General features: G+C 68.2%; 24 protein-coding genes. 7 read left to right on the top strand and 17 right to left on the bottom strand.

Annotated elements, in window-relative coordinates; genetic code table 11:
- Nucleotides 1-3 precede the first annotated feature (3 nt).
- Nucleotides 4-2196: a 3-hydroxyacyl-CoA dehydrogenase NAD-binding domain-containing protein gene (locus tag DA69_RS13495; protein ID WP_025978063.1), complete on the top strand. Its 2193-nt coding sequence runs from the start codon at nt 4-6 to the stop codon at nt 2194-2196.
- 295 nt (nt 2197-2491) lie between these two features.
- Here DA69_RS13495 and DA69_RS13490 read toward each other — a convergent pair whose 3' ends face one another.
- The 3 genes from DA69_RS13490 to DA69_RS13480 form a co-directional block, all read right to left on the bottom strand.
- A complete protein-coding gene (locus DA69_RS13490; RefSeq protein WP_025978062.1) occupies nt 2492-3307 on the bottom strand; it encodes a TIGR02186 family protein in 816 nt (271 codons plus the stop codon).
- Complete coding sequence (locus DA69_RS13485; RefSeq protein WP_025978061.1) at nt 3307-4230, bottom strand: sulfite exporter TauE/SafE family protein; 924 nt, start codon at nt 4228-4230, stop codon at nt 3307-3309. Before DA69_RS13485 ends, DA69_RS13490 begins: the two co-directional genes overlap by 1 nt.
- 120 nt (nt 4231-4350) lie before the next feature.
- A complete protein-coding gene (locus tag DA69_RS13480) occupies nt 4351-7173 on the bottom strand; it encodes a hypothetical protein (RefSeq protein ID WP_235599169.1) in 2823 nt (940 codons plus the stop codon).
- A 244-nt stretch (nt 7174-7417) separates the two neighbouring features.
- On the opposite strand from DA69_RS13480, the gene DA69_RS13475 reads away from it, so the two are divergent.
- Nucleotides 7418-7636, top strand: coding sequence for a hypothetical protein (locus tag DA69_RS13475; RefSeq protein WP_025978059.1), 219 nt, complete (start codon nt 7418-7420; stop codon nt 7634-7636).
- Nucleotides 7637-7696: 60 nt separating this feature from the next.
- Nucleotides 7697-8203, top strand: coding sequence for a pyridoxamine 5'-phosphate oxidase family protein (locus DA69_RS13470; protein WP_025978058.1), 507 nt, complete (start codon nt 7697-7699; stop codon nt 8201-8203).
- Between the two features lie 44 nt (nt 8204-8247).
- Here DA69_RS13470 and argF read toward each other — a convergent pair whose 3' ends face one another.
- The 4 genes from argF to DA69_RS13450 all read right to left on the bottom strand — a co-directional run bounded on the left by argF (nt 8248) and on the right by DA69_RS13450 (nt 12441).
- Nucleotides 8248-9165: an ornithine carbamoyltransferase gene (gene argF / locus DA69_RS13465; protein ID WP_025978057.1), complete on the bottom strand. Its 918-nt coding sequence runs from the start codon at nt 9163-9165 to the stop codon at nt 8248-8250.
- A gap of 154 nt (nt 9166-9319) precedes the next feature.
- Entirely contained in the window at nt 9320-10495 is a 1176-nt protein-coding gene (locus DA69_RS13460) for an aspartate aminotransferase family protein (protein ID WP_025978056.1), read from the bottom strand.
- A gap of 135 nt (nt 10496-10630) precedes the next feature.
- Entirely contained in the window at nt 10631-11545 is a 915-nt protein-coding gene (locus tag DA69_RS13455) for a M20/M25/M40 family metallo-hydrolase (RefSeq protein WP_025978055.1), read from the bottom strand.
- Nucleotides 11546-11601: 56 nt separating this feature from the next.
- Complete coding sequence (locus DA69_RS13450) at nt 11602-12441, bottom strand: ABC transporter permease (RefSeq protein WP_025978054.1); 840 nt, start codon at nt 12439-12441, stop codon at nt 11602-11604.
- A gap of 235 nt (nt 12442-12676) precedes the next feature.
- Between DA69_RS13450 and DA69_RS13445 the strand changes: the two genes are divergently transcribed.
- On the top strand, nt 12677-13219 hold the full coding sequence (locus DA69_RS13445) for a GcrA family cell cycle regulator (protein WP_025978053.1): 543 nt from the start codon (nt 12677-12679) through the stop codon (nt 13217-13219).
- 439 nt (nt 13220-13658) lie between these two features.
- On the opposite strand, the gene apaG is transcribed toward DA69_RS13445, so the two are convergent.
- Nucleotides 13659-14066, bottom strand: coding sequence for a Co2+/Mg2+ efflux protein ApaG (gene apaG, locus DA69_RS13440; protein ID WP_025978052.1), 408 nt, complete (start codon nt 14064-14066; stop codon nt 13659-13661).
- A 93-nt stretch (nt 14067-14159) separates the two neighbouring features.
- Between apaG and DA69_RS13435 the strand changes: the two genes are divergently transcribed.
- Nucleotides 14160-15197, top strand: a complete 1038-nt coding sequence (locus tag DA69_RS13435) for a 2'-deoxycytidine 5'-triphosphate deaminase (RefSeq protein ID WP_025978051.1) — start codon at nt 14160-14162, stop codon at nt 15195-15197.
- 192 nt (nt 15198-15389) lie between these two features.
- Here the strand turns inward: DA69_RS13435 and DA69_RS13430 are convergent, their stop codons facing one another.
- Nucleotides 15390-16658 (bottom strand): MFS transporter, encoded by a 1269-nt coding sequence (locus DA69_RS13430; protein ID WP_419177574.1) that lies wholly within the window; start codon nt 16656-16658, stop codon nt 15390-15392.
- A gap of 137 nt (nt 16659-16795) precedes the next feature.
- Between DA69_RS13430 and dapE the strand changes: the two genes are divergently transcribed.
- Nucleotides 16796-17983, top strand: coding sequence for a succinyl-diaminopimelate desuccinylase (dapE, locus tag DA69_RS13425; protein WP_025978049.1), 1188 nt, complete (start codon nt 16796-16798; stop codon nt 17981-17983).
- 27 nt (nt 17984-18010) lie between these two features.
- On the opposite strand, the gene uraH is transcribed toward dapE, so the two are convergent.
- The 3 genes from uraH to DA69_RS13410 form a co-directional block, all read right to left on the bottom strand.
- A complete protein-coding gene (uraH, locus tag DA69_RS13420; protein WP_025978048.1) occupies nt 18011-18412 on the bottom strand; it encodes a hydroxyisourate hydrolase in 402 nt (133 codons plus the stop codon).
- Nucleotides 18413-18511: 99 nt separating this feature from the next.
- Nucleotides 18512-18727, bottom strand: a complete 216-nt coding sequence (locus DA69_RS13415; protein ID WP_025978047.1) for a hypothetical protein — start codon at nt 18725-18727, stop codon at nt 18512-18514.
- Between the two features lies 1 nt (nt 18728).
- A complete protein-coding gene (locus DA69_RS13410; RefSeq protein WP_025978046.1) occupies nt 18729-19070 on the bottom strand; it encodes a RidA family protein in 342 nt (113 codons plus the stop codon).
- Between the two features lie 129 nt (nt 19071-19199).
- Here DA69_RS13410 and DA69_RS13405 point away from each other — a divergent pair, with 129 nt between their 5' ends.
- A complete protein-coding gene (locus DA69_RS13405; protein WP_025978045.1) occupies nt 19200-19634 on the top strand; it encodes an SRPBCC domain-containing protein in 435 nt (144 codons plus the stop codon).
- Nucleotides 19635-19655: 21 nt separating this feature from the next.
- Here DA69_RS13405 and DA69_RS13400 read toward each other — a convergent pair whose 3' ends face one another.
- Genes DA69_RS13400 through DA69_RS13380 form a run of 5 tightly spaced genes read right to left on the bottom strand, consistent with a single transcriptional unit; the run spans nt 19656 to nt 25366 of the window.
- Nucleotides 19656-20648 (bottom strand): type II secretion system F family protein, encoded by a 993-nt coding sequence (locus tag DA69_RS13400; RefSeq protein ID WP_025978044.1) that lies wholly within the window; start codon nt 20646-20648, stop codon nt 19656-19658.
- Nucleotides 20649-20664: 16 nt separating this feature from the next.
- Nucleotides 20665-21648 (bottom strand): type II secretion system F family protein, encoded by a 984-nt coding sequence (locus DA69_RS13395; RefSeq protein WP_082891497.1) that lies wholly within the window; start codon nt 21646-21648, stop codon nt 20665-20667.
- Nucleotides 21649-21653: 5 nt separating this feature from the next.
- Nucleotides 21654-23228 carry a CpaF family protein gene (locus DA69_RS13390; RefSeq protein ID WP_025978042.1) on the bottom strand — a complete coding sequence of 525 codons (1575 nt, stop codon included), beginning with the start codon at nt 23226-23228 and terminating at the stop codon, nt 21654-21656.
- Complete coding sequence (locus tag DA69_RS13385) at nt 23229-24680, bottom strand: AAA family ATPase (RefSeq protein WP_025978041.1); 1452 nt, start codon at nt 24678-24680, stop codon at nt 23229-23231.
- The gene (locus tag DA69_RS13380; RefSeq protein WP_025978040.1) at nt 24677-25366 is read right to left on the bottom strand and encodes a CpaD family pilus assembly protein; all 690 of its coding nucleotides are present in this window, start codon (nt 25364-25366) and stop codon (nt 24677-24679) included. Before DA69_RS13380 ends, DA69_RS13385 begins: the two co-directional genes overlap by 4 nt.
- Nucleotides 25367-25371: the final 5 nt, after the last annotated feature.

Genomic DNA, 25371 nt, shown 5'->3' with positions numbered 1-25371 from the left:
ACCATGGAAAACTTCAAGATCGACATCGACGCCGACGGCATCGCCACGGTCGCCTTCGACGTGCCGGGCCGTTCGATGAACACCCTGACCAGCGCCGTCATCGCCGAGATCCCGGCTCTGGTGGAGAAGATCAAGACCGACGACGCCATCAAGGGCGTGGTCCTGACCTCGGGCAAGACCACCGGCTTCTGCGCCGGGGCGGACCTGGGCGACATGGCCTCGGGCATGCTGGCCGGCGGCGGCGACCTGCAGAAGGCGTTCGACACCGGCTGGGCGCTGAACGGCGCGTTCCGCGCGCTGGAGACCTCGGGCAAGCCGGTGGCGGCGGCCATCAACGGCCTGGCGCTGGGCGGCGGGCTGGAGTTCACCCTGGCCTGCCACTATCGCGTGGTTGAGAACGACCCGAAGATCCAGCTGGGCCTGCCCGAGATCAAGGTAGGCCTCTTCCCCGGCGGCGGCGGCACCCAGCGCCTGACGCGCCTGATCGGGGTGCAGAACGCCCTGATGCAGATGGCCGAGGGCAAGTCCTGGCGTCCGAACGACGCCAAGGGCGCCGGCGTCGTCCATGAGGTCGTCGAAAAGGGCCAGTCGGTCGAGGCCGCCAAGGCCTGGATCAAGAACGGCGGCAAGGCCGTCCAGCCGTGGGACGATCCCAAGTTCAAGATCCCCGGCGGCGGCCCCTACCACCCGGCGGGCGCCCAGGTCTTCATCATGGGCAACGCCATCCTGCGCAAGCAGTCCTACGGCAACTACCCGGCCGTGCTGAACATGATGAAGGCCGTCTATGAAGGCGTGCAGGTGCCGATCGAAGCGGGCCTGCGCATCGAGACGCGCTACTTCATCAAGACCCTGATGACGCCGCAGGCCCAGGCCATGATCCGCAGCCTGTTCCTATCCAAGCAGGAACTGGACAAGGGCGCCGTGCGCCCCGCGGGCGTGCCCAAGTCCGACCCCAAGAAAGTCAGCGTCCTGGGCGCGGGCATGATGGGCGCCGGCATCGCCTATGTTCAGGTCATGGCCGGCATCGAGACCGTGCTGATCGACCAGACGCAGGAGGCCGCCGACAAGGGCAAGGCGCACGTCGAGGAACTGCTGAAGAAGCGCCTGTCGCGCGGTCAGATGACGCAGGAGAAGTTCGACGCCACCTTGGCCCTGGTCACGGCGACGACGGACTATGACCTGATCAGGGGTTCGGACCTGGTCATCGAGGCCGTGTTCGAAAACCGCGAGATCAAGGCCGACGTCACCAAGCGCGCCGAGGCCCAACTGGCCGAAGGCGCCGTGTTCGGCTCCAACACCTCGACCCTGCCGATCACCGGCCTGGCCGAGGCCAGCGTGCGGCCGGAAGACTTCATCGGCATCCACTTCTTCTCGCCCGTCGACAAGATGATGCTGGTCGAGATCATCATGGGCGAGAAGACCGGCGACGCGGCCCTGGCCAAGGCGCTGGACTATGTCCTGAAGATCAGGAAGACGCCGATCGTCGTCAATGACAGCCGCGGCTTCTACACCTCGCGCTGCTTCTCCACCTTCCTGATGGAAGGCATGGCCATGCTGGAAGAGGGCTATTCGCCCGTGCTGATCGACAATGTCGGCCGCATGACCGGCATGCCGCGCGGCCCGCTGGAGATGCACGACGACGTCGCCCTGGACCTCTCCTACAAGATCGCCAAGCAGACCCGAGAGGACCTGGGCGACAAGTACGTCCCCAACGAGGGCGAGCAGATCGTGGCCACCATGGTCGAGCAGGGCCGTTTCGGCCGCAAGAACGGCAAGGGCTTCTACGACTACGACAGCAAGCCCAAGGTCATCTGGCCGGGCCTCTACGACCTGGCCCCGACCACCAAGGGCGCCGAACTCGGCGAAAGCCCTGAGGCGCTGGCCGCCATCGACGAGCTGAAGACCCGCCTGCTGTATCGCCAGGCGGTGGAAGTGGCCCGTTGCTGGGAAGAGGGCGTCATCGACGACCCGCGCGAGGGCGACCTGGGCGCCATCCTGGGCTGGGGCTTCGCGCCCTGGACCGGCGGTCCCATCACCTTCATGGACCAGACCGGCCTGAAGGCCTTCGTGGCCAAGGCCGACGAACTGACCGCCAAATACGGCGACCGCTTCAAGGTCCCGCAGCTTCTGCGCGACATGGCCGCCAAGGACGAAACCTTCTACGGCCGCTTCGCGCCGCAGACGGAGGCGGCCTGAGGCTCAGGCACAGACTGAACGGAAAGGGCGGCCTCCGCGGGCCGCCCTTTCTTTTTGCGCTACGCTCGCGACGCGATCGCTCGCTGCTTGAGCGCGTTCTTTCTAGGGGCGCTATCGCTCGCAACGCGGTCGCTCGCTGCTTGAGCGCCTTGCCCTATTTCCCGCTCATCCCGGCGGACGCCGGGATCCAGTTCTTTGGCTGCATACGTAGGACGTGGAAATCTTGGTCTTCTTCAAAGGCGGAGCGCGAGGCTCTCACTGGATCCCGGCGTCCGCCGGGATGAGCGGAAGGAGTTTACCGACTCCGGAACACCCGCGACGCCGCATAACCTGTCAGCGCCGCCAGCAACACGCACAGCACGCCGTAGCTCCACGGCCTCCGATGGGCGAACTCATAGATGTCGCGCTCCAGCCCCACCTTCTCGACGGTCAGGGTCAGGTTGGACACCGACACCGCCGCCCCCTCCTGAAACAGCCAGACCTCGGCGTAGTATTTCCCGGTCGGCGCCACGGCGGGCAGTTTGACCTCGGCGCGGAACAGGCCCCGGTCGACGAACTGCACCCCCTTGGGATCGGTGTCATAGAGGGCCGCCGCCTCCTTCAGCCGGATCACGGCGCGGCGCCAGTCCAGATAGTCTTCGCCCAGGCGACTGATGACCACGTCGCGCACGCCGTAGCGGGTGACGGTGCGGGCCTCTTCCGGCGCGTCGATGCGCAGGTGGTCGACTCCCACGCCCAGACGGCGCAACTGGCCGAAGTCGGCGATGTCGCTGAGGGGCCGCGTCGAGGCGGTCATGTAGAAGCCGGGCGCGCCCTCGAACAGCACCGGGCGGCTGTTCAGCCAGACCCCCATGTTGCGCGTCTTCTTGACCAGGCGGACCGGGGCGTCGGGCCCGCGCACCACCACCACCACGTCGGCCGGGGTGGCGCTGGGGTTGAACACGGCCCCATAAAGAACGATCGACGCGCCCTTGAAGCCTGAGTCCACATCCACCCGCGCGTCGGTCAGGGCGGCGGCGACGCGCACCTCCTCGGTGGTGGCGGCCGAGCGTTCGATGATGATCTCCGGCGCAGCCTGCGGCGGCGGCTCGGGCGGCAGGACCTGGAACATCAGTCCGCCACCCCTGGCGCCAGCAGGAACAGGTCGCTGGGCCGCACGAACAACTCCAGCCCCATCTGGATGCCTACCAGAAGGACGATCAGGCCCAGGGCCGCCCGCATCTCTTCGGCGCGGAACCGGCCCGACAGCTTGGCGCCGTATTGGGCCCCCACCACCCCGCCCAGCAGCAGGATGGTCGACAGGACGATGTCCACCGTCTGGTTGCGCCCGGCCTGAAGCACAGTGGTGATGGCTGTGGTGATGATGATCTGGAACAGGCTGGTGCCGACCACCACGCTGGCCCTCATGCGCAGCACATAGAGCATGGCCGGCACCAGGATGAAGCCGCCCCCCACCCCCATGATGGCCGACAGGACGCCCGCGAACACGCCCAGGCCGAACGGCGGAATGGCGCTGATGTACAGGCCCGAGCGCGGGAAACGCATCCTGAACGGCAGGCCGTACAGCCACATCGGGCGACGACGCTCCTTGCGCGGCGGCGTCTCGCCCCGGACGCGGTGCAGGATCTGCGTCAGGCTCTCGTACAGCATCATGCCGCCGATAGAGCCGAGGAACAGCAGATAGGACAGCGACACCACCAGATCGGCCTGACCGAGCAGCCGCAGGTAGCGGAACAGTTCGACGCCCACGAGCGCGCCCAAGGCGCCGCCCACGGCCATGATGCCGCCGATACGGTAGTCGACCGCGCCCATCCCGGAATAACGGATCACGCCCGAGGTCGAGGACGCGACGACGTGGCTGGCCTGGCTGGCCACCGCCACCGTCGGCGGAATGCCCAGAAACACCAGCACCGGCGCCATCAGGAAGCCGCCGCCAATGCCGAACAGGCCGGACACGAATCCGACCAGCGCCCCCAGCATGACCAGGAGCGGCCAGTTCACCGAGACTTCGGCGATCGGCAGGTAAATATCCACGGCACGCGCCTTCGGCTGGAAGGACAGGCAATCGGCGCCGGAAAGGCGACTAGATCTTCGGTCTTAGCGGCCCCTGCGGCGAACCGCCACCCCCGGCCAGCGCCTGTTTGCGCGCGGCCTCTACGCCAGCGGCGGCGCGGTGAAGGCGTCGGCGGCCTCTCGCGCCTTGCGGCGTTCGACGGCCGACAGGGCGGGCGTCAGCCGCTGCACCGAGGCCAGGGCCTGCTGATCGCCGCGTCGGGCAGCGATCATGTACCATTTGAAGGCTTCGGTGCGGTTGGCGGCCACGCCCTGATCGCCCTGCTCCAGCATCTTGGCCACGTTGTACTGGCTGTCGACGCGGCCGGCTTCGGCGGCCTTCTTCAGCCAGATCAGCGCGTCCGGCCCGCTCTTGGCCCCGCCGACGCCGTCATACAGCTGCATGGCGTAGTGATGCATGGCCTTGGCGTCGCCGCCCTCGGCCGCGCGACGGGCCCAGGCGCGCGCCTCGGCGTCATCGACGGCCAGCCCCGCCTGACCCTCCTGATAGAGCATGGCCAGACGCAGCTGCGCCGGCGCATGGCCCAAATTGGCCGCGCGGGTCAGCGGCTCGACGCCGGCCTCGTCGCCGTTGTTCAGCATCAGGCTGGCGCGCGCGAACAGCGACGCGCCCTCGGTCGCCGCCGCCTCGGGCGACGGCACGGCGTCGGTCGGCGCAGCGTCCAGCGCCACGGCGGCGATGGGCGCATCCAGCCCAGCTTCTGCGTCCGCCGAACCCGCCGCAACGCCGGGCGCGCTTACGCCCGGGAAGCGCAGGCCCGCGCCTTCGGCCACCTGCAGGCTGGCGTAGCCGCCGCCGACCACCAGGGCCGCCACGGCCGAGGCGCCGATCGCCTTGCGCATGGTCGAGCCCTGGCGGCCCGCCTGCCTGTCCAGACGCTCCTGCAGCTTGGACTTGCCGCCGCGTTTCTTGAGGCCGAAGCCGGAGCGGGCGCCGTCATCGGCGGCCTCGGGCGCCATCGCGGCGCGCGCCGCGTCCAGCACGTCGCGGGTCGTCGTCGGCCCCTCGTCGGCCGTCGCGCGCGGCGCGGGATCGACGAACTCCAGTTCCGCCGCAAAGCCGTCGTCGTCGTCGTCCAGCGTCAACGGGCGGTCGGCCGCCGTCGCGGCAACCGTCTCGGGACGGGCGAAGACATCCGCCGCCGGGTCTTCGAACGCCGCCAGAATGTCGCTGATGTCGGCGCCGCCGAAAGAGTCCGGCGCATGGATCGAGCCGGGGTTCGCCGACAGCTCGGACGGGGCGCGGCCAAACGGCGTCGCGTCCTGCCGCGGCTCCAGGAAATCGGCCTCGAACGGGTCGGCGAAGACGCCGTCGTCCGGATGGCGCTCCGTCTGCGTCGGGAAAGGCTCAGCCTGAACAGCGCCCGCCAGCGGATCCTGCGACCAGGGCTCGACCGGGTCGGCGAAAGCCGCCGCGCGCCAATCGCCGCTGGGACTTTCAGCGGGGGTCCAGGGGGCGGGCTCCGAGCTTTCCAGCGGAACGTCGCGACGTTCAGTGCGGCCGGCGCGCTGCTCGATGCTGTCGCGCGCCTCGGCCAGCAGGCGCGCCGTGCGCTCCTCGCTCTGACGCATCCGCTCGGCCAGCTCGCCCGAGGCGCGCTCATGGCGCTGATGCATCTTGTCCGTGCTTTCGGCCAGGCGGCGGCCGATGTCGTCCAGAGCCTGGGCCGAGCGACGCTCGGACTGGGCGATGCGTTCGCCGAGCCTGTCAGAGATCCGGGCGATCTCGCCGCCGAGCCGCTCCAGCGCCAGGGCGTGCTGATCGTCGGCCTGAGTTAGGCGCTGGTCCACCGCCTGGGCGTGGCGAGCCAGGTCGCGCTCCAGCTTCTGTTCCAGCGCGGCCACGCGTGCGTCGGACGCCCCTGCGCCCGCCGCCTCGACCTTCTCCACCCGGCCGTTCAGGTTGCGGGCGATGCGCATGATCTCGTGGCCCATGCCCTCGACCGCGGCGACCGAGCGCTGCTCGGCGGCGCGGGCCTGCTCGCCGATCGCGGCCAAGGCGCGCTCGATCCGCTCGACGCGGCCTTCGGTTTCGGCCGCGTCCAGGCGGCGCATCATCTCGACGCGGCTGGATTCCACCTGCCGGGTGAGAGCCTCCGCCAGCTTTTCAAAGCGCGAGGCTTCGCGCGCGTGGTCCGGCTCGATGCGGCGCTCGGCGTCGCGCATCCGCAGGTCGAGGGCCGCGAACGACCGCTCCAATCCCTTGAGCGCTTCTGAGGTCTGCGACTGAGCGTCGTCCAGACGCACGCCCACTTGCGACAGCAGAGTGGTTCCGGCGCCCGGCCCAGCCGCCTTCTCGATCGCTTCGATCCGATCGCGCAGTTCGCTGACGCCCGCCCGCTGGCGCTCGTCCATTTCATAAAGACGGGTGGAGACGGCGGTCAGGGCCGCATCCAGCTTGTCCAGCCCGTCGCGCGCCTCGGCTCCGGCGTCCTGCTCCAGGCGGCGCAGGCGACGGTGGCCCTCGCGCAGTTCCTCGGCGATGTCGTCGATGCGGCGCGCCTTGGCCGCCTCAGCCTCGTCCTGCGCCTCCATCCGACGCACCAGCCCGACGACGGCCTGATCAATCCCCTGAATAGCCAGCGTCGAACGGCGCTCAGCCGCCTCCAGGCGCTCGGCGATCACCTCCAGCGACGCGCCGATTCTGCCCAGACCTTCGTGCCGGTGCGCATCCTCGCCATAGACGTCGTCCAGACGGCGCGAACGGCTGCGGCGATCATACGGATCAGGGATGGGCGACCGGCGCGGCAGGGTGGCGACGCTGTCGTCCTCCTCCGGCTCATCCATGATCATGGAATTCAGCCACTCGCCCAGGGTCATGCCCGAGCGACGCGCCAGATCCTTGGCGATCTCGCGCGCCTTGGGATCGATGCCCTTCACGCTCCACGGCGCCGCTGCGGTCACTGATTCGCCTCCCGACCCATGGCGCGAACGGTATCCTTCCAGATAGAGCGTGTAAACGTGTCGTTAACCGCAAGATGTGGCGCCTCGTCACGAAACGCCGACGGCAGCCGACACGGCGCTGATGCGCCCGGCATGGTTAATGCCGCGTTTACATTAACCGCGCATCAAGAAATACGGCCAAGCTGGCGATCGTGGGCGGCGGGGCGCTTGCATCCCAGCCTCGGGCGCCCCAACTGCCGCGGTCATGGACGCCACGCTCACCCTGATCCTGCTGATCGCCTCCTTGGCGGTCGTCGTCTTCGCCGGATGGCGCGGCGCGCGACCGATAGACCTCACGCGCGGCCCGCGCATGATGCCGTGGCGGTTCATCATGTTGCTGGCCGCCGCCTTGGCCTTCTACCTGCTGATCCACCTGATGGCGGAGCTGAGCGGACGCCCCCTGCCGGCGGCGCCAGCTTTCTAGCGGGAACGCTCTGGCCTGCGGGCTGTTTTCCTGTCTCCCCATGGACAACAGGAGACCCGCGTGACCGACAAGGAACTGACGCCGGCACAGGCCGAAGAGGCTTTCTGGAAAAGCTTGAAATCCAGCAACACGGGCATGCTGGGGCTGGACCGGCCCGGCTATCACAGCCAGCCGATGACCGCCTTCCGCGAAGCCGAAACCGGGACCATCTGGTTCTTCACCCGCGACGACACGGACCTGGCGCGGGATGCGGCGACGCCGGGGCAAACGGCCATGTTCAGCTATGGCTCGAAGGACCAGAAGGTCTGGGCCTGCATCCACGGCGCCCTTTCGGTGCATGGGCGCGACCGGGAGGTCATCGAGCGCTACTGGAACCCGGTGCTGGCGGCCTGGTATCCTGAGGGCAAGGACGATCCGCGGCTGACGCTTCTGCGCTTCGACGCCGGCGACGGCCGCGTCTGGGTCAGCGACGGCGGCCTGATGAAGTTCGCTTTCGAAATCGCCAAGGCGAACCTGACCAAGACCCCGCCCGACGCCGGCGATGTGGCCGACGTCAACCTGAGCTAGCGCCCTCGCCCGCCCTCAAGCAGCGCGAAGCCCGTCAGGGCTTTCTAAAAAGCCCCGAAACACCAGGCCAGGACCGCCTTCTGCGCATGGAGGCGGTTCTCGGCTTCGTCCCAGATCAGCGACTGCGGGCCGTCGATGACGGCGTCCGTGACCTCTTCGCCCCGGTGCGCGGGCAGGCAGTGCAGGAAGACGGCGTCGTCGGCCGCTTCGGCCATCAGGGCCGCGTCGACGCTGTAGGGCTCGAAGGCCGCCAGCCGGGCCTCATAGTCCTGGTCGCCCATCGACACCCAGGTGTCGGTGACGACGACGTCGGCGCCCTTGACCGCCTCGCGCGGGTCGCTGGTCAGGGTGACGTGAGCGCCGCCCTTTTCCAGATCGCGCAGGTCCGGGTGGTATTCGGCCGGGCAGGCGACGTTCAGGTGGAAGCCGAACTTGGGCGCGGCGTGCATGAAGCTGTGGCAGACGTTGTTGCCGTCGCCGATCCAGGCGATCGTCTTGCCCTCGATCGAGCCGCGATGCTCTTCGATCGTCATCAGGTCGGCCAGGATCTGGCACGGGTGGCTGCGGTCGGTCAGCCCGTTGACCACCGGCACCGTCGAGACGCGGGCGAAGCGCTCGACGTCCTCATGGTCGTTGGCGCGGATCATCACGGCGTCGACCATGCGCGACAGGACGCGGGCGGTGTCCTCGACCGGCTCGCCCCGGCCCAGCTGCATGTCCGAGGCGGTGGCGATGATGGAGGCGCCGCCCAGCTGGCGGATGGCCGCGTCGAAGCTGAAGCGGGTGCGGGTCGAGTTCTTCTCGAAGACCATGGCCAGGACGCGGTCCTTGCCGGGCGCGTCGGCGTCAGGCCGCCCCTGGGGCCAGCCCTTGCGGGCGCGTTTTCGGGCATGGGCGTCGTCCAGGATGGCGCGCAGGGTCGCCGCGTCCAGGCGGTGGATGTCCAGGAAGTGACGAACCATGACCAAGCCTTCTCCCTCCCCTTCATGGGGAGGGTGGTCCCGCAGGGACCGGGTGGGGGCGGCCCTGCGGAAATCTGGAGGTAAAATAAAGCGTCCCCACCCGGCCTCGCCTCTCGGATCAGCCGCCCTCCCCATGAAGGAGAGGAAAAAGCGTTTAGCCCGCGACCTTGGTGCGGGCGAACTCGCAGGCCTTCTCGAACTTCTCGACCGCCTCGCGGGCTTCTTCGAGGGTGATGTTCAGCGGCGGCAGGACGCGCACCAGATTGTCGCCGCCGCCGGCGACCAGCAGCTTCGCCTCATCACGCGCCCAGCCCATGAACTCGCGGTTGTTCGGGACCAGTTTGACGCCCAGCAGCAGACCCTTGCCGCGCACCTCGACGATCACGTCGGGGAAGCGTTCGGCCAGGCCGTGCAGTTGCTGCTTCAGATAGCCGGCGACCTCGTTGACGTTGTTCAGGATGGCGTCCGACGACACCTCGTCAAAAGCCGCCTTGCCGACCGCCATCGCCAGCGGGTTGCCGCCGAAGGTCGAGCCGTGGGCGCCGACCGTCATGCCCTTGGCCGCTTCAGCCGTCGCCAGGCAGGCGCCGATGGGGAAGCCGCCGCCCAGGGCCTTGGCGATGGCCATGATGTCCGGCGCCATGCCGGCCCATTCGTGGGCCCACAGCTTGCCGGTCCGGCCCATGCCGCACTGGACCTCGTCGAAGATGATCAGGACGCCATGCGCGTCGCACAGTTCGCGCAGGCCGCGCAGGCACTGTTCCGGCATGGCGCGGCAGCCGCCCTCGCCCTGCACCGGCTCGACGATGATGGCGGCGGTGGTCGGGTTGGCGATGGCGGCCTTGATGGCGTCGTGGTCGCCCCACTTCAGCTGATGGAAGCCTTCCATCTTGGGCCCGAAGCCCTCGGTGTAGCTGGGGTTGGCGGCGGCGTTGATCGCGCCGTAGGTGCGGCCGTGGAAGGAGCCGTCGAAGCCGTAGATGTCGATCCGCTCAGGCTGGCCGTTGGCGACGTGGAACTTGCGCGCCGTCTTCAGCGCGCATTCGACCGCTTCGGTGCCCGAGTTGGTGAAGAAGACCACGTCGGCGAAGGACTTGGCGCAAAGGTCGTCGGCCAGGGCGTCCTGGCCCGGAATCTTGAAGATGTTGGAGACGTGCCACAGCTTGTCGGCTTGGGCTTTCAGCGCGGCGACCAGCTTGGGGTTGGCGTGACCCAGCGCATTGGTCGAAATGCCCGAAACGCAGTCCAGGTACTCGGTCCCGTCAGCGGACCACAGGCGGACGCCCTGGCCGCGCTCCACTTCCAGCGGCGCGCGATTGTAGACACCCATCAGATGACCGGACACTTGGCAAACTCCATAAAGTGAGACGGCCCCGGCGCGTCAGCGACGGGACCGCTTTTGGAAAAGGGCGAGGAACTTGTCGGGCGCTATTTCCGCATAGTCAACACCGCCCGCGATGCGAATTCAGCGCAGCTGCGCATCCAGTTTGCGGATCAGGGCGGCGTAGGTCCGGCCGGCCAGATCGATCGCCTCGCCCTCGACCGCCTCGATGGCGTCGTCCTTGGAGTGGATCAGCCGGAAAACCTGCGGGACGAAGCCTTCGGCCAGGCCGTTCGTCTTTCCGCCGTTGAAGGCCAGCCACATCTGGTGGGCGCCGATCTCGTCCTGGAAACCCAGCGAGACCACGGGCGCGCCCGCCGCCGAGAAGGCCCGGTCGTCCGACGGCGGATAGATGGGGAAGCCGACGCACTGCAGGGTCTGTTCGGCGCACAGCTCCTGCACCGCGCGGGTGACGAAGGCCGACTGCGGCCCGTTGTTCTGGCCGTACATCATCGTGTCGCCATAGGCGGCGACGTCGGAGTTCACCACGGCGGCGACGTTGGCCAGACCGTGCGCCTCGATCCACTTCCGCGCGCCGATCAGGCCCAACTCTTCCTGGTCGAAGAAGATGATGCGGATGCGGTGCGACAGCGGCGCCTCGCGCAGGATCTTGGCCGCCTCGATCACAGCCACGACCGAGCCGGCGTTGTCGACCAGACCATCCGCCATCGTCCCGTCCCGCAGCTTCACCGCGTCATAGTGAGCGGTCAGCAGGATTTCCTTCGCGCCCTCGCCCAGGGTGACGACGACGTTGGAGCCCTGCATCGGCTCGCCACGGCCGCCGCCGTCGAAGGTCTCGACGGTGGGCGCGAAACCCTCGGCCCGAAGCTGGCGCAACAGCACCTGCAGTCGTTCGGCGTTGGACGGCTGGGCGTAGGCGCCGACCTGTTCACGCAGATCGGCGGCGCGGTTCTGGGCGAGCGACGGCGCCGCAGTCAGGCAGACGGCGGCCAGAACGGCGCCGCTGACTGCGGCTTTCAGGCGAAGATGAAACGACATGGCGAGGCCCCATTCGCGAAGCCCCTCGCCTCGCGCTCGACGCCCTGATTAAGCCGTCAGCTCTTCAGCCGCCAGCCCGAACGGAACACCAGCCAGCAGGCCGCGCCCATGATGACGGTGAGCACGGCGCTCATGACCACGCCAACCATCAGGCTTCCCTCGGCATGGCCGATGAATCCAGCCCGGAAGCCGTCGATCAGGTAGAAGAAGGGATTGAACTTGCTGATGCTGGCGAAGGGCTCGGGCAGGCTGTCGATCAGGTAGAAGGTGCCCGACAGGAAAGTCATCGGCATGACCACGAAGTTCTGCACCGCCGACAGATGGTCGAACTTCTCGGACCACAGGCCCGCCAGCACCCCCATCATGCCCATCAGCAGCGAAGCGATCAGGCCGAACCAGACGATCAGGGCGATGTTGGCCAGGCCCAGCTTCGCAAACGGCATGACGCAGATGGCCGTCACCAGGCCGACCGCCACGCCGCGCGTCGCCGCGCCCAGGGTGAAGCCGATGGTCAGTTCAAGCGGGCTGAGCGGCGGGGTCAGGAAGTCGGTCGCCGTGCCCATGATCTTGGCCTGGATCAGGCTGGACGAGGCGTTGGCGAAGGCGTTCTGAAGGATGGCCATCATGATCAGGCCCGGCGCCACGAACTCGGCGAAGGGCGTGCCGTGCAGCGGCGGCCGGGCGCCCTTCAGCGCCACCACGAAGACCATCATGTAGAGCAGGGTCGTCACCACCGGCGCCGCTACGGTCTGAGCGCCCACCTTCCAGAAGCGGCGGACCTCCTTCAGATACAGGGTGCGCAAGCCCACCCAGTTGATCCCGTCGTAGCGGCGGGGCTGAGGCAGGCCGCCAGCAGCAGCGGAAGGGGCGTCGGAACCGGCGGTCAGGTGCGTCATGCGGCCTCAGATGCGACAGGCGAGGCCGTTTCGCAAGGCGCCCGCCCTGTGGATGAAGGCCAAGAAACTGATTCAAATCGGGACATTAACCATACTACATATAGTTTCTGTGGACAGGTGAATTCCCACATATTGCGTCTTTTAAGAGGTGATTTACGATTAGAGGCGTGATGAGGGGCCGAAATTCGGACTCCGACACAAGATATTGAATCTGACGTCTCCGCAGGAGGACGACATGAACCCAGGTTGGACCGAAGACCGCGTCGGCGCGCTCAAGAAGCTGTGGCTGGAAGGCCAGTCAGCGAGCCAGATCGCCAAGGCCTTGGGCGGCGGCGTGACCCGCAACGCCGTGATCGGCAAGGTGCACCGCCTGGGCCTGTCGGGCCGGGCCGCCCCGTCGCAGCCCGCGCGCACCACCTTCCGCCCCGCCCGTCCGCGCGCCGCCGCCCCGGCCGCGCCGGTGCAGGCGCCGTCGGCTCCGCGCCGCCTTGAGGCCGTCGCCCCGCGCCCGATCGTCGCCGCTGCTCCGCAGTCGCCGGCCCCGGCCCCCGCACCGGAACTGCCCGGCACCGCCACCGTGCTGACCCTGGGCGCCCATATGTGCAAATGGCCGATCGGCGACCCGTCGACCAGCGACTTCAGCTTCTGCGGCCGCCGCGCCTCGGAAGGCGTCTATTGCGTCGAGCACGCCCGCGTCGCCTACCAGCCCCAGGTCCGCAAGAGCGCCAGCAAGGACGCCTCCTCCGACCTGGCCCGCAGCCTGCGTAGGTACATCTAAGTTCGCTATCGCTCGCGACGCGGTCGCTCGCTGCTTGAGCTTTTTAGGCCTGCTACCGCTCACCGCGCGGCGGTTCGCTACTTGAGCAGCCGCCGCGTCGGCGCCGTTCGGCCCCACGGCCGACACGAACGCCCCCTAGTGGGGCCGCCGTCCGCCCCGCCGGTTTCTTGCGGGTTCCGGGGCGGGACTGCGGTTCTCCGGGTTGACGCAGTCCCATCCCCCTCGCCTCTGGCGAGGGGTTTTTGTTTGGCCCTGCCGCGCTTCGCTCAGCCCCTCCCCCTCTCCCGTCATCCTCGGGCTTGACCCGAGGATCGAGCGTTGGGCGCGCTCCGCCCTGCCTATGTCGCGCAGGCGGACCGTCATCCTCGGGTCAAGCCCGAGGATGACGGCGCGTGGGAAGGAAGAGCAGAACGGTAGCGATGCGACGCCCGCCCCCCCGTTAGTTCAGCACCCTTCGCGCATCGGGCACGTCCAGACTGAAGGCGGGAATGGCGGCTTCGAACATCCGTCCCTCGGCGTCCTGCATGAAATAGGCGCCGACCATCGAGCCGGATGGCGTCGTCAGCGGACAACCCGAAGCATAGGCGTAGCTGTCCCCCGGCTCGATCACCGGCTGTTCCCCGACCACGCCGGGACCGCGCACCTCTTCGACCCGTCCGAGCGCATCGGTAATGGTCCAGCGCCGGGCCACAAGCTGCACCGGGCCGCCGCTCAGATTGACGATCTCGACCTGATAGGCCCAGACCCAGCGCCCCTCGGCCGGGTCCGACTGGCCCGCCAGATAGGAGGGGCGGACGCGAACGACGACGCCTTCGGTCTCGGCGGAGTAGGCAGGAGCGGAGTGCATGCGCTATATGCAGCCCGCCGTGCGCGGGGTTCAAGCGTCTGTCGTCGCCGACAAGCTACACAGACGGGAAAATCCGTGTGAGAACAGGACGGCATGACCAGCTTTCAGATTCCCGACCAGCCCGGCATCCTTCCCTTCCAGGGTATTGAGACCCTGATCGCGATCGGCGCCATCGCCTCCGACACCCCCTTCGACATCGATCAGGTCCAGCCCGCCAGCCTGGACCTGCGGCTGTCGGATCAGGCCTGGCGCGTTCGGGCCTCCTTCCTGCCCGGCCAGCGCAAGGTCGAGGAACGCATCGCCGACGTCGCCATGCACGCCATCGACCTGCCCGACAGCGGCTATGTGATGGAGAAGGGCTGCGTCTACATCGCCCGCCTGCAGGAGCGTCTGCACCTGCCCAAGGGCCTGAACGCCCGCGCCAATCCGAAGAGCTCGACCGGCCGCGTCGACGTCTTCGTGCGCCTGCTGACCGATCAGGGCGGCAGCTTCGACGACGTGGAAGAGGGTTACGACGGCCCGCTGTATCTCGAGATCGCGCCTCAGACCTTCTCCATCCTGGTCAAGCCGGGCACGCGTCTGAACCAGTTGCGCCTCAAGGCGGGCGAGCCGCCCAAGCTGGAGACCCGCAGCGTCGGCGTCGACCTGCGTGCGGGCGAGCACGGCGTCGTCGGCTATCGCGGCCGCCGCCACGCGGGCGTCATTAACATGGACCACATCGACGGCCATGATCCGCGCGACTTCTGGGAGCCGCTGACCCTGCGTCGCGGCGAACTGCTGCTGGACCCGGGCGAGTTCTACATCCTGGCCTCGTCGGACGACGTGGAGATCCCCGTCGATCAGGCCGCCGAAATGACGCCGATCGACCCCTCGGTCGGCGAGTTCCGCGTCCACTACGCCGGCTTCTTCGACCCCGGCTTCGGCACGGACGAGGCGCACGGCGCGGGGTCCAAGGGCGTGCTGGAGGTCCGCACCCACGACACTCCCTTCCTGCTGGAGCACGGCCAGATCGTCGCTCGACTGGTCTATGAGCCGCTGACCGAACGCCCGTCGCGCCTCTACGGCGAGGGCGGCAGCCACTATCAGAGCCAGGGGCTCAAGCTGTCGAAACACTTCCGCCCCTGGGGGTAATGCACCCTTCTCCCCTTGGGGGAGAAGGTGGGCGCCAAAGGCGCTCGGATGAGGGGTGTGAGCGCCGCGGTCAGCCGATCGCGGCGCTTTTCTTTCATCGACTGAACAGCCGCCGCCGCGTCGACACCCCTCATCCGTCATGCTCCGCACGCCACCTTCTCCCACAGGGGGAGAAGGATCACCTTGAGCGCATCAGGTCAGCCGGTTCGCCTTCCTCAGATCCGGAAAGACCTTGGCCCAGACGCCCGTCGCCGCCAGCGCCCCAAAGCCGCCGACCACCGCCGCCCCGATCGGGCCGAGCAGGCGCACCGCCACGCCGGAATAGGCCTCGCCCAGTTCGTTCGAGGCGCCGATGAACAGCATGGACACCGAGGACACCCGCCCGCGCATGTGATCGGGCGTGGCCAGCTGGATCAGGGTCTGGCGGATGTTGACGCTGATCATGTCCGCCGCCCCGCCCAGGAACAGCACCGCCCCTGACAGCCAGACGCTCTTGGACAGGCCGAAGACCAGGGTGCAGAGACCGAACACGGCCACCGCCCCGAACATCCACCGCCCGCCGTGACGCACGATGGGGAAGCGGCTGAGGTAGAGGGCCATGATCAGCGCCCCCACCCCGAACGAGGCCCGTAGCAGGCCGAAGCCGATAGCCCCGACATGCAGGATGTCGCGCGCGAAAATCGGCGTCAGCAGCGCCACCCCGGCCAGCAGGACGACGACCAGATCCAGCGAAATGGCGCCCAGCACGATCTTGGTCTTCCACACATAGGCTAGGCCTTCGCGGACCTGCTGCACCGGGCCCAGCTTGGACGGATCGACCTGAGGCTTGCCCTTGGTGCGGATCAGCAGGAAGCAGGCGACAGCCACGAGGAACAGCGCCATCGCCGAGGCGTAGGCCAGCGGCACGTTCAGGCCGACGATGACCCCGCCCAGCGCTGGCCCGGCGATGGCGCCGGTCTGGAAGGCGATGGACTGGGCGGCGATGGCGGGCGGCAGGGCCTTGCGGCCCACCACCATCGGCAGGAAGGCCTGGCTGGCCGGCGCCAAAAAGGCGCGCGCCGCGCCGAACACGGCGGCCACCGCTAGCAGCCCCCACAGCGGCGGCGACCCGTGCAGCGCCATCATCAGGAAGGCGCCCGCGCACATCCCCTCGAAGATGATCGACAGGGTGACGGTATGCTTGCGGTCGCGCCGATCCGCCATGGCTCCGGCCGGCAGGGTGAAGGCCAGCAGCGGCAGGAACTGACACAGGCCCACCAGCCCCAGATAGAGGCTGGCCTGTTCGATCGGATGATCGCGCCGGGCGATTTCATAGACCTGCCACAGCAGGGCCGACGACTGGATCTGGATGCCCAGCACGGCCACCAACCGCCCCAGCCACAGCAGGCGGAAATCGCCGATGCCCCAAGGACTGGACGGGCCGTCGTCTGGCGGCGAAGCGACAGGCGGCCCGGGCGGCAAAGGCGGCTGAGGCGGAACCGTCGGGGCGGTGTCGATGCTTTCGGTCGTCACGGTCGTGATGCGTCTTCAACCAAGGGGCGCTGTCGCGGCCGTTGGGCCTTCTCGCGGATGCGGGATATGCCTAAAGCAATTGCCTTATGAGCGCCGCATCACATTCCGTCATCGATCCTGTCGACCTGACCCGCGACCTGATCCGCATTCCCTCCGTCACCCCCGCCGACGAAGGGGCCATGGACGTGCTGGAGCGGACCCTGACCGGGCTCGGCTTCGCCTGCCGCCGCATGGTGTTCGAGGGAACGACGGGGGTCGGCCACGACGCCCGCATCGAGAACCTCTACGCCCGGCGCGGCGCGGCGTCGCCCAACCTCTGCTTCGCCGGCCATACTGACGTGGTGCCGACCGGCGACCCGGCCGCCTGGAGCGCCGGCCCCTTCGAGGGCGAGACCCGCGACGGCGTCCTCTATGGTCGGGGCGCCGTTGACATGAAGGGCGGCATCGCCGCCTGGGTCGCCGCCGTCTCGCGGATCCTATCGGAAGGCGACGTGCCCGGCTCCCTCTCCTTCCTGATCACCGGCGACGAGGAAGGCCCTGCCCTGCACGGCACCAAGCGGGTGGTCCAGACCCTGGCCGCCGAGGGCGAGGTCATCGACGCCTGCGTGGTCGGCGAGCCCTCCTCGGCCCATCACCTGGGCGACATGATCAAGGTCGGGCGGCGCGGCTCGCTGAACACCTGGATCACCGTCCACGGCAAGCAGGGCCACGTCGCCTATCCCGACCGCGCCGCCAATCCGGCCCCGGTCATCGCCAAGCTGCTGGCCCGCCTCGACGCCCATGTGCTGGACGACGGCTATCCTGAGTTTCCGCCGTCGAACCTGGAGATCACCACCATCGACGTGGGCAATCCGGCGACCAACATCATCCCGGCCGAGGCCAGGGCGCGGCTCAACATCCGCTTCAACCCGACCCACACCGGCGACGGCCTGATCGACTGGCTGAACCGCGAGGCGGGCGCCGTCCAGGCCGAGACGGGCCTGCGCATCGAACTGGAGCATATGTGCTCGGGCGAGGCCTTCCTGACCGAGCCGGGCGTCTTCGTCACGGCGGTGCAGGATGCGGTGGAGGCGACGCTGGGCCGCCGCCCCGAGGCCTCGACCACCGGCGGCACCTCGGACGCCCGCTTCATCCGCGCCCTGTGTCCGGTGCTGGAGCTGGGCCTGGTCGGCCAGACCATGCATCAGGTGGACGAGCGCGTGCCCGAGGCCGAGCTGCGCGCCCTGACCGACGCCTATCAGGCGGTCATCCGCACGGTGTTCGAACGCCTCTGACCGAGGCGTCCGAACACGGTCACGGCCTTAGTTGCCGCGATAGGTGCTGTAGCCGTAGGGGCTGACCACCACCGGCACGTGATAGTGGACGCTGGGATCGGCCACCTGGAAGACCACGTCGATCTCGGGGAAGAAGGGCGGCGTCGTCCGCTCGCCATATCGCGACATGTCGAACACCAGGCGATAGGTCGCCGCCTCGGTCTTGATCGCGTCGCCGAACGAGCGGACGCGGCCGTTGTCATCGGTGCGGCTGGTCGCCAGATCGCGCCACTGGCCGTCGGCCGACTTGATCTGCAGGGTAACCGGGACGTCACGGCCGCCGACGCCGCGCGCCAGGTCCAGCACGTGGGTCGAGATGGTCTCGGCGGCGGCGGGGAAGGCGCAGGCGGACAAGGCGGCGGCCGCCACGGCGAGGGTGCGAAGGTTCATCGAACGATCTCCTGAAAGTGAAATGCAGTAGCGCGGCCTTATTCGCGCGAAAGACGGCGACGGATGGGTCGCGCCCCACATTTCGTCAGTCTGTGAAGATCAGGCTTCGCCCGCCGCCTCCAGCCGGGCGATGCGCCGGTCCATGTCGGCGACCTGATCCTTCAGTCGCTGCGCCTCGGACGCCATGTCGACCGGCGTGCCGTCCTCATAGGTCAGTTGCGCCCCCTTCTCGATCAGGTCGAGACGGTACAGGGCGGTGACCCGGGTCGCTCTGAACCGCTCCAGCTCGCTCTCATTCGAGATGACGCGCGCCATGTCAGCGCGCCGCCACGACGATGACCTCGACCCGATAGGCGGGCGTGGCCAGTTTCGCCTCGCAGGTGGCGCGCGCGGGCGGATTGATCGGGTCGACCCAGGCGTCCCACACGCTGTTCATGGCCGCGAAATCGGCGATGTCGGCCAGCCAGACCTGGGCCGAGAGGATCTTCGACTTGTTGCTCCCGCATTCAGCCAGAAGAGCGTCGACCTCCGCCAGAGCGGTGCGCGTCTGAGCGACGACGTCCTGCCCCGGTTCGCCGACCTGACCGGCCAGATAGATGGTGTCGCCGTGGATCACGGCTTGGCTCATGCGACGTTCGGGCTGGATGCGGGTGATCATGACGGCTCCTTGCTTCGCCTTCGGCCTTAACGCGACGGCGACGGCGCTCCAAGGGCAAACGCCGCTTCGACTGGAAGCTCAGGGCCGCGCCGTCTTCCTAAACGGCAAAACCCATGTCACAGGGAGCGCATGGAAACGATCCGCATCGAACACCGCATCGGCGTGCGCGCGACGGCCGAACGCCTCTGGGACGTGCTGACGGACTTCGGCGGCTGGGAGCGCTGGAATCCGCATGAGGTCAAGGTTCAGGGCGCCCTTGGCTATGGCGCGCCGATCAGCCTGACCGAGCGTCTGCCGGATCTGGGCGAACGCCAGGTGCAGGCGCATCTGGGCGAGTGGGAGCCCAACGCCCAGCTGGTCTGGGTCGAGCGTCGCGGCTTTCTGTTCCGCACCCTGCGCTACTATGAAATCGAGGAGTTGGATCGCGGCGCCTGCATCGTCTCGCACGGCATGGTCTTCACCGGGCTGCGGGCCGAACTGTTCCACGACAAGCATCGCGCCCGCATCCGTCCGGCCTATGAGGCCATCAGCGAGAAGCTGAAACAGATCGCCGAACAGGGCTGACGTCGCCTCTCGGCAGAGCCGTCAGCCGCCCTTGATCGTATCGGTGATGTTGATGATCGCCGGCCCCAGGATGACGACGAACAGCACCGGCAGGAAGAACAGGATCATCGGCACGGTCAGCTTGGCCGGAAGCGCCGCCGCCTTCTTCTCGGCGGCGGCCAGGCGCAGGTCGCGGTTTTCCTTGGCCATCACCCGCAGGGCGCTGCCCAGAGGCGTGCCGTAGGTCTCGGCCTGGGTCATGGCTGTCGCCACCGCGCGGATGCCCGGATGCTGCGTCCGCTTGGCCATGCCCTCATAGGCCAGGCGCCGCTCGGGCAGATAGCTCAGCTCGGCCGACAGCAGGGACAGCTCCTCGGCCAGTTCGATCGACTGGCCGCCGACTTCCTGACTGACCTTCTGGATCGCCGCCTCGATGGACATGCCGGATTCGACGCAGATCAGCAGCAGGTCCAGCGAGTCCGGGAAGGCCGCGACGATCGACTGACGCCGCTTGTCGATCATGTTCTTCAGATAGATGTTCGGCGCATAGAAGCCGACGCCCGCCGCCAGAATCACGAAGGAAAACAGGGTGAAGCCCGGCAGGTCCGGTTTGATCACCACGAACAGATAGAAGGCCGTCAACGCCATCAGGATGAACGGCAGGGCGAAGCGGAAGAAGTAGAAGGTGTTCAGCGGCCTTGGCCCGCGAAAGCCGGCCTGGGTCATGTTTTCGGCGACCTTGGGGTCTTCCAGCAGCTTGACCAGATTCAGCCGCGCCACGACCCGGCTGCGGAAACTGTCGTCGGTCCGGCGCAGCCCGCCGCCCGTCTCGCCCCCGCCGCCGCGCAGGGCCTGACGCGAACGTCGGCGGAGTTCCTCGCGGCGTTCGGCCACCGCCTTCATCCGCTTGTCCAGCCGCGGCCCGCCGCCGACGAAGGACGACAGCAGCGTCAGGACGCTGGCGAAAACGGCCACGCCCACGCCGATGCTCAGCAGGTTCTGCGGATCGGTGATGAAGCGCATGAAGGCGTTCACGGTCCTGGCCCCTTCCTCAGAACTTGAAGTTGATCATGCGCTTCATCACGAAGACGCCAGTGGCCATCCACAACACTGCGCCCAGCAGCATCACGTGGCCGCGCACGTCGGTGAACAGCAGCATCATGTAGCTGGGGCTGGTCAGGGTCACCATGATCATCACCGCCGGCGGCAGGGAGCCGATGATGGCCGCCGAGGCCACGGCTTCGGACGACATGGCCTTGATCTTCTCGCCCATCATCCGCCGGGCGCGCAGCACCGAGGTCAGGTTGCTCAGGGCTTCCGCCAGGTTGCCGCCCGACTTCTGCTGAATGGCGATGACGATGGCGAAGAACTTCAGCTCCGGCGTCGGCATCCGCATGTACATCTTGTCCAGGGCGTCGGCGAGCGTCAGCCCCACGCCCATCCCCTCGACCAGCAGGCGGAACTCGCCCGCCAGAGGTTCAGGACTTTCGCGGGCGATGACCTTGAAACAGTCATGGACGGGCAGGCCGGTCTTGATGCCGCGCACCAGCACGTCGACCGCGTCGGGAAAGGCCAGGGAGAACTTCTTCATCCGCGCCTTGGCCTTCATGTTCACGACCCAGCGCGGCAGGCCCAGCCCCATGGCGATCCCGACGCCCAGCACGATCAGGATGTTGCCGCCCAGGACAAAGGCCAGAAGGGCGCCGACCAGCCCCATCACTACGCTAATGACGACAAAGGTCCGCAGCGACAGTTCAAGCCCCGCCTGCTTCAGCTTGGCGCTGGTGGTCATGCGCGCCTTGCGCTCGCGGCGATCGACCTCGCGCAACTGGACCATGATCTGCTTGCGTCGGGCCTCGGGCGTATTGGCTACAGCCGCCCGCTTGGCCGCCGCCACCGACTCGGTGCGACTGGTCGCCAGAACCTTGGCGCGCTTGACCGCCTGACCCGAGGAATCGTCGCCGCCGACCAGCACCCAGCCGACGCCGCCGATGGTGATGAAGGCTAGAACCGCCGCAAGCACAGGAAGCAGCATCCGCCCTACTCCGCCGCGTCCAGGGCCTCGGCCAGTTCGCGCTCAAGCCCGTAGTAGCGGGCGCGGTCCCAGAAGCGCGGGCGGGCGATGCCGGTCGAGCGGTGGCGGCCGGTGATCTTGCCGTGCGCGTCCTCGCCGGTGATGTCGTAGACGAACAGGTCCTGAGTGACGATGACGTCGCCTTCCAGCCCCACCACCTCGGTGATGTGGGTGATGCGCCGGCTGCCGTCGCGCAGGCGCGCGGCCTGAACGATGACGTCGATCGAGCCGACGATCATCTCGCGGATGGTCTTGGACGGCAGGCCGTAGCCGCCCATGGTGATCATGGATTCCAGACGGCTGATCGCTTCACGCGGGCTGTTGGCGTGCAGCGTGCCCATCGACCCGTCGTGGCCGGTGTTCATGGCCTGCAGCAGGTCGAAAGCCTCGGGCCCGCGCACCTCGCCGACGATGATGCGTTCGGGGCGCATCCGCAGGCAGTTCTTGACCAGGTCGCGCATGGTGATCTGGCCCTGGCCTTCAAGGTTCGGCGGGCGGGTTTCGAGCCTGACCACGTGCGGCTGCTGCAGCTGCAGCTCGGCGGCGTCCTCGCAGGTGATGACGCGCTCGGTCGGGTCGATGAAGGCCGTCAGGGTGTTCAGCAGGGTGGTCTTGCCCGAGCCCGTGCCGCCCGAAATCACCAGATTGCATCGCGAAGCGCCGATGACGCCCAGGACGCGCGCGCCCTCGGGACTGATGGAGGCGAACTCCACCAGATTGCGCATCGTCAGCTTGTCCTTCTTGAACTTCCGGATCGTCAGCGTCGGCCCGTCGATGGCCAGCGGCGGGGCGATGACGTTGACGCGGCTGCCGTCGGGCAGGCGGGCGTCGCAGATGGGGCTGGCCTCGTCGACGCGGCGACCGACCTGCGACACGATGCGCTGACAGATGTTCATCAGCTGGGTGTTGTCGCGGAAACGGACGTTGGTCAGCTGCACCTTGCCGCCGACCTCGATGAAGACGCGCCCTGCCCCATTGACCATGATGTCGGCGATGTCGTCGCGCGCCAGCAGCGGCTCCAGCGGGCCATACCCCAGCACATCGTTCAGGATGTCCTGGACCAGATGCTCCTGCTCGGCCACCGACATGGAGACGTTCTTGATCGCCACCAGTTCGGAGACGATGTCGCGGATTTCCTCGGACGCCGCCTTCTGATCCAGCTGCGCCAGCTGGGCCAGGTCGATGGTGTTCATCAGGGCGTTGAAGATGGTCGTCTTCGTCGCGTGGTAATAGTCGCTCTGCTCGCGAACGATCTCGGCGACCGCCTGGGCGTTCTTCAACTGAGCCAGACCGGCGGTGGCGCGCGGCCCTGCGCCGCCCGCAGCCGCACGCGGCTGATCCGACTGTCCCAGCGCGTGTTCGAAAGGATCAGGACGCTTGGGCGTCGTCGGCGTCAGCGGGTCCAGCTCCTCAGGCGAGAAGGCGTCGACCGGCTCCAACGTCGGACGGCGGGGCGCAGCCTTCTCAAGGCCAGGGTCAGGCGCGGCCGCCGGACGCGTGACCGTCTGAGCCGCCGCCGGAGCTGTCCGCTTGCCGAACACCTAGGCCCGCTTCCGGCTGAACAGACCGGCGAACAGCGACGAACCGCCCGCCGCAGCCTTGGCCCGCGTCTGCCCCCCCGCAACCGGAAGCTCGCGATGAGACACGATCTGGGCCAGGGTCTCGAACGCCTCGGCCGGCTTGGTCTTGGCCGCCGAGTCGATGATCATCTGGCCGTTGTTGGCCGCCGTGCCGAACACCTTAGCGTCGAAGGGGATGATCAGGCTGGGATGCACGCCCAGCGCCGCGCCGAAATCCTTGACCGGGATCTCGGGCCGTCCGGGCAGGCCGACCTGGTTCAGCACCAGACGCGGCGGCGCATCGTTGGGCCGCCCCTGTTTGATCAGGTCGATCATGTTCTTGGCGTTGCGCAGCGAGGCCAGGTCCGGCGTCGCCACCACGACCACCTCGTCCGCTGAAATCAGCGCCCGCCGCATCCAGCCCGACCACAGGTGCGGCAGGTCCAGCACGACGAAGGGCGCCGTGGCGCGGATCCGGCCGGTGACTTCCTCGAACACGTCGGGGCTGAAGTCCCAGTCGGCGTCCAGTGTGGCGGGCGCCGCCAGCAGGCTCAGCTTGTCGGTGCAGCGCACCGTCATCCGGTCCAGCAGGGTGGCGTCCAGACGCTCCGGCTGTTTCAGGGCGTCGGCGACCCCGCCCAGCGGGTCCTGATTGAAGTCCAGCCCGGCGGTGCCGAACGGCAGATCATAGTCGACGATGACGGTGTTGACGCCGATCCGCTCGCTCATCGCATAGGCGGTGTTGTGCGCCACGGCCGAGGCCCCGGCGCCGCCGCGCGCGCCGACGAAGGCGATGGTGCGGCCGACGAAGGGCTGGGCCGGATCGGCGAACAGGCCGCCGATCGCCGCGATCAGCTGCAACGGCTGGATCGGCGCCACCAGATATTCGCTGACGCCGCGCCGCATCAGTTCGCGATACAGCAGGATGTCGTTCGCCGCGCCGATGATGACGACCTTGGTGCCGGAATCGCAGACCTGGGCCAGCTGGTCGATCTCGGCCAGCAGGCTCTGCGGGTCCTTCAGGCTTTCGACGATCACCAGGGGCGGCGTCGGCTCGTGCTGATAGGCCTCGATGGCCGCCTGCACCCCGCCCAGACGGATCTGGGTGGCGGCGCGGGCCATGCGGCGGTCCTGACCGGCGCGCTCGCCGGCGGACGCCGTGTCCTGACGCTCGGCGAAGACATGAACCGCGATGCGCGGAATGGCGACTTCCACCGCGCCGCTCACCAAGCTGAGGGCCGAAGGCGTGGCAACTGCGGGCGGCGCCGCCTCCACGAACGCGGCTTCTGCAGGGGCGGACATCGGCGCGGCGGCGGGAGGGGGCGTCAGCGCCGGGCCGGGCCGACCGTCATCAAGATCCAGAAACTCGTCGTCCAGATCAAAACCGTCCAGGGCGTCGAACCCGCTCGAATGGGGATCGGCCAGCTTGCTCATTGAATGGCCTGTGAGATGCGCATTTGCGACAGCAGGGGTTCGCGCGCCGCCGAGGTCGCGCTTCCCTTGCGATAGGCGTCGAACACGACCGCGCGTCGCCCGGCCTCGGACGGCGTCATGCCGCGCGGCGCCACGATGTCGCGCGGGTCGGCGATCTGGGCGGCCAGGTTGGCGTTGACGGCGCAGCCGAAGTTGGAGGCGGACTGATTGTCGCCGCTGCGGCCCAGATTGCCCCATTGCGTCCCGCACTGAGGCACCACCGCCCGGACGGTCTCGAACCCGACCAGCACCGGCGCGCGCGGATCAGGCGCGACATAGGCCGCGACCTGGATGCGGTTCTCCGGCACGCCCGCCTGTTGCAGGATCGCCCGAACACCCCAAGCCGCCTCGGCCGCCACCGGGTCGCCGCCGGACGGAGCCTCGATGACCAGGACCGGCGCCCCCTCCATGGCGAAGCGGTTGACCAGATCGCCCAGGGCCGCGCGCTGATTGGCCGACACGCCCGTCTCATGCACCGCCAGGGCGATGCGCTCCAGCCCCGGCTCGACCTGGAGCGAGTAGCGCGACGTGGGCGTCAGCGGCGGCTCGCCGCCCAGGCTCGCCGGGCCGCCGACGCAGGCCGTCAGGACCAATCCGCCCGCCGTCAGGGCGATCAGGGCGAGATACCGCGAAAAGGGTCGGGTCATGGCGT

It is taken from the genome of Brevundimonas naejangsanensis, from assembly GCF_000635915.2.
Taxonomy (GTDB): Bacteria; Pseudomonadota; Alphaproteobacteria; order Caulobacterales; family Caulobacteraceae; genus Brevundimonas; species Brevundimonas sanguinis.
Note: the sequence above shows the minus strand (reverse complement) of the source record. Positions and strands in the feature narration are given on the sequence as shown.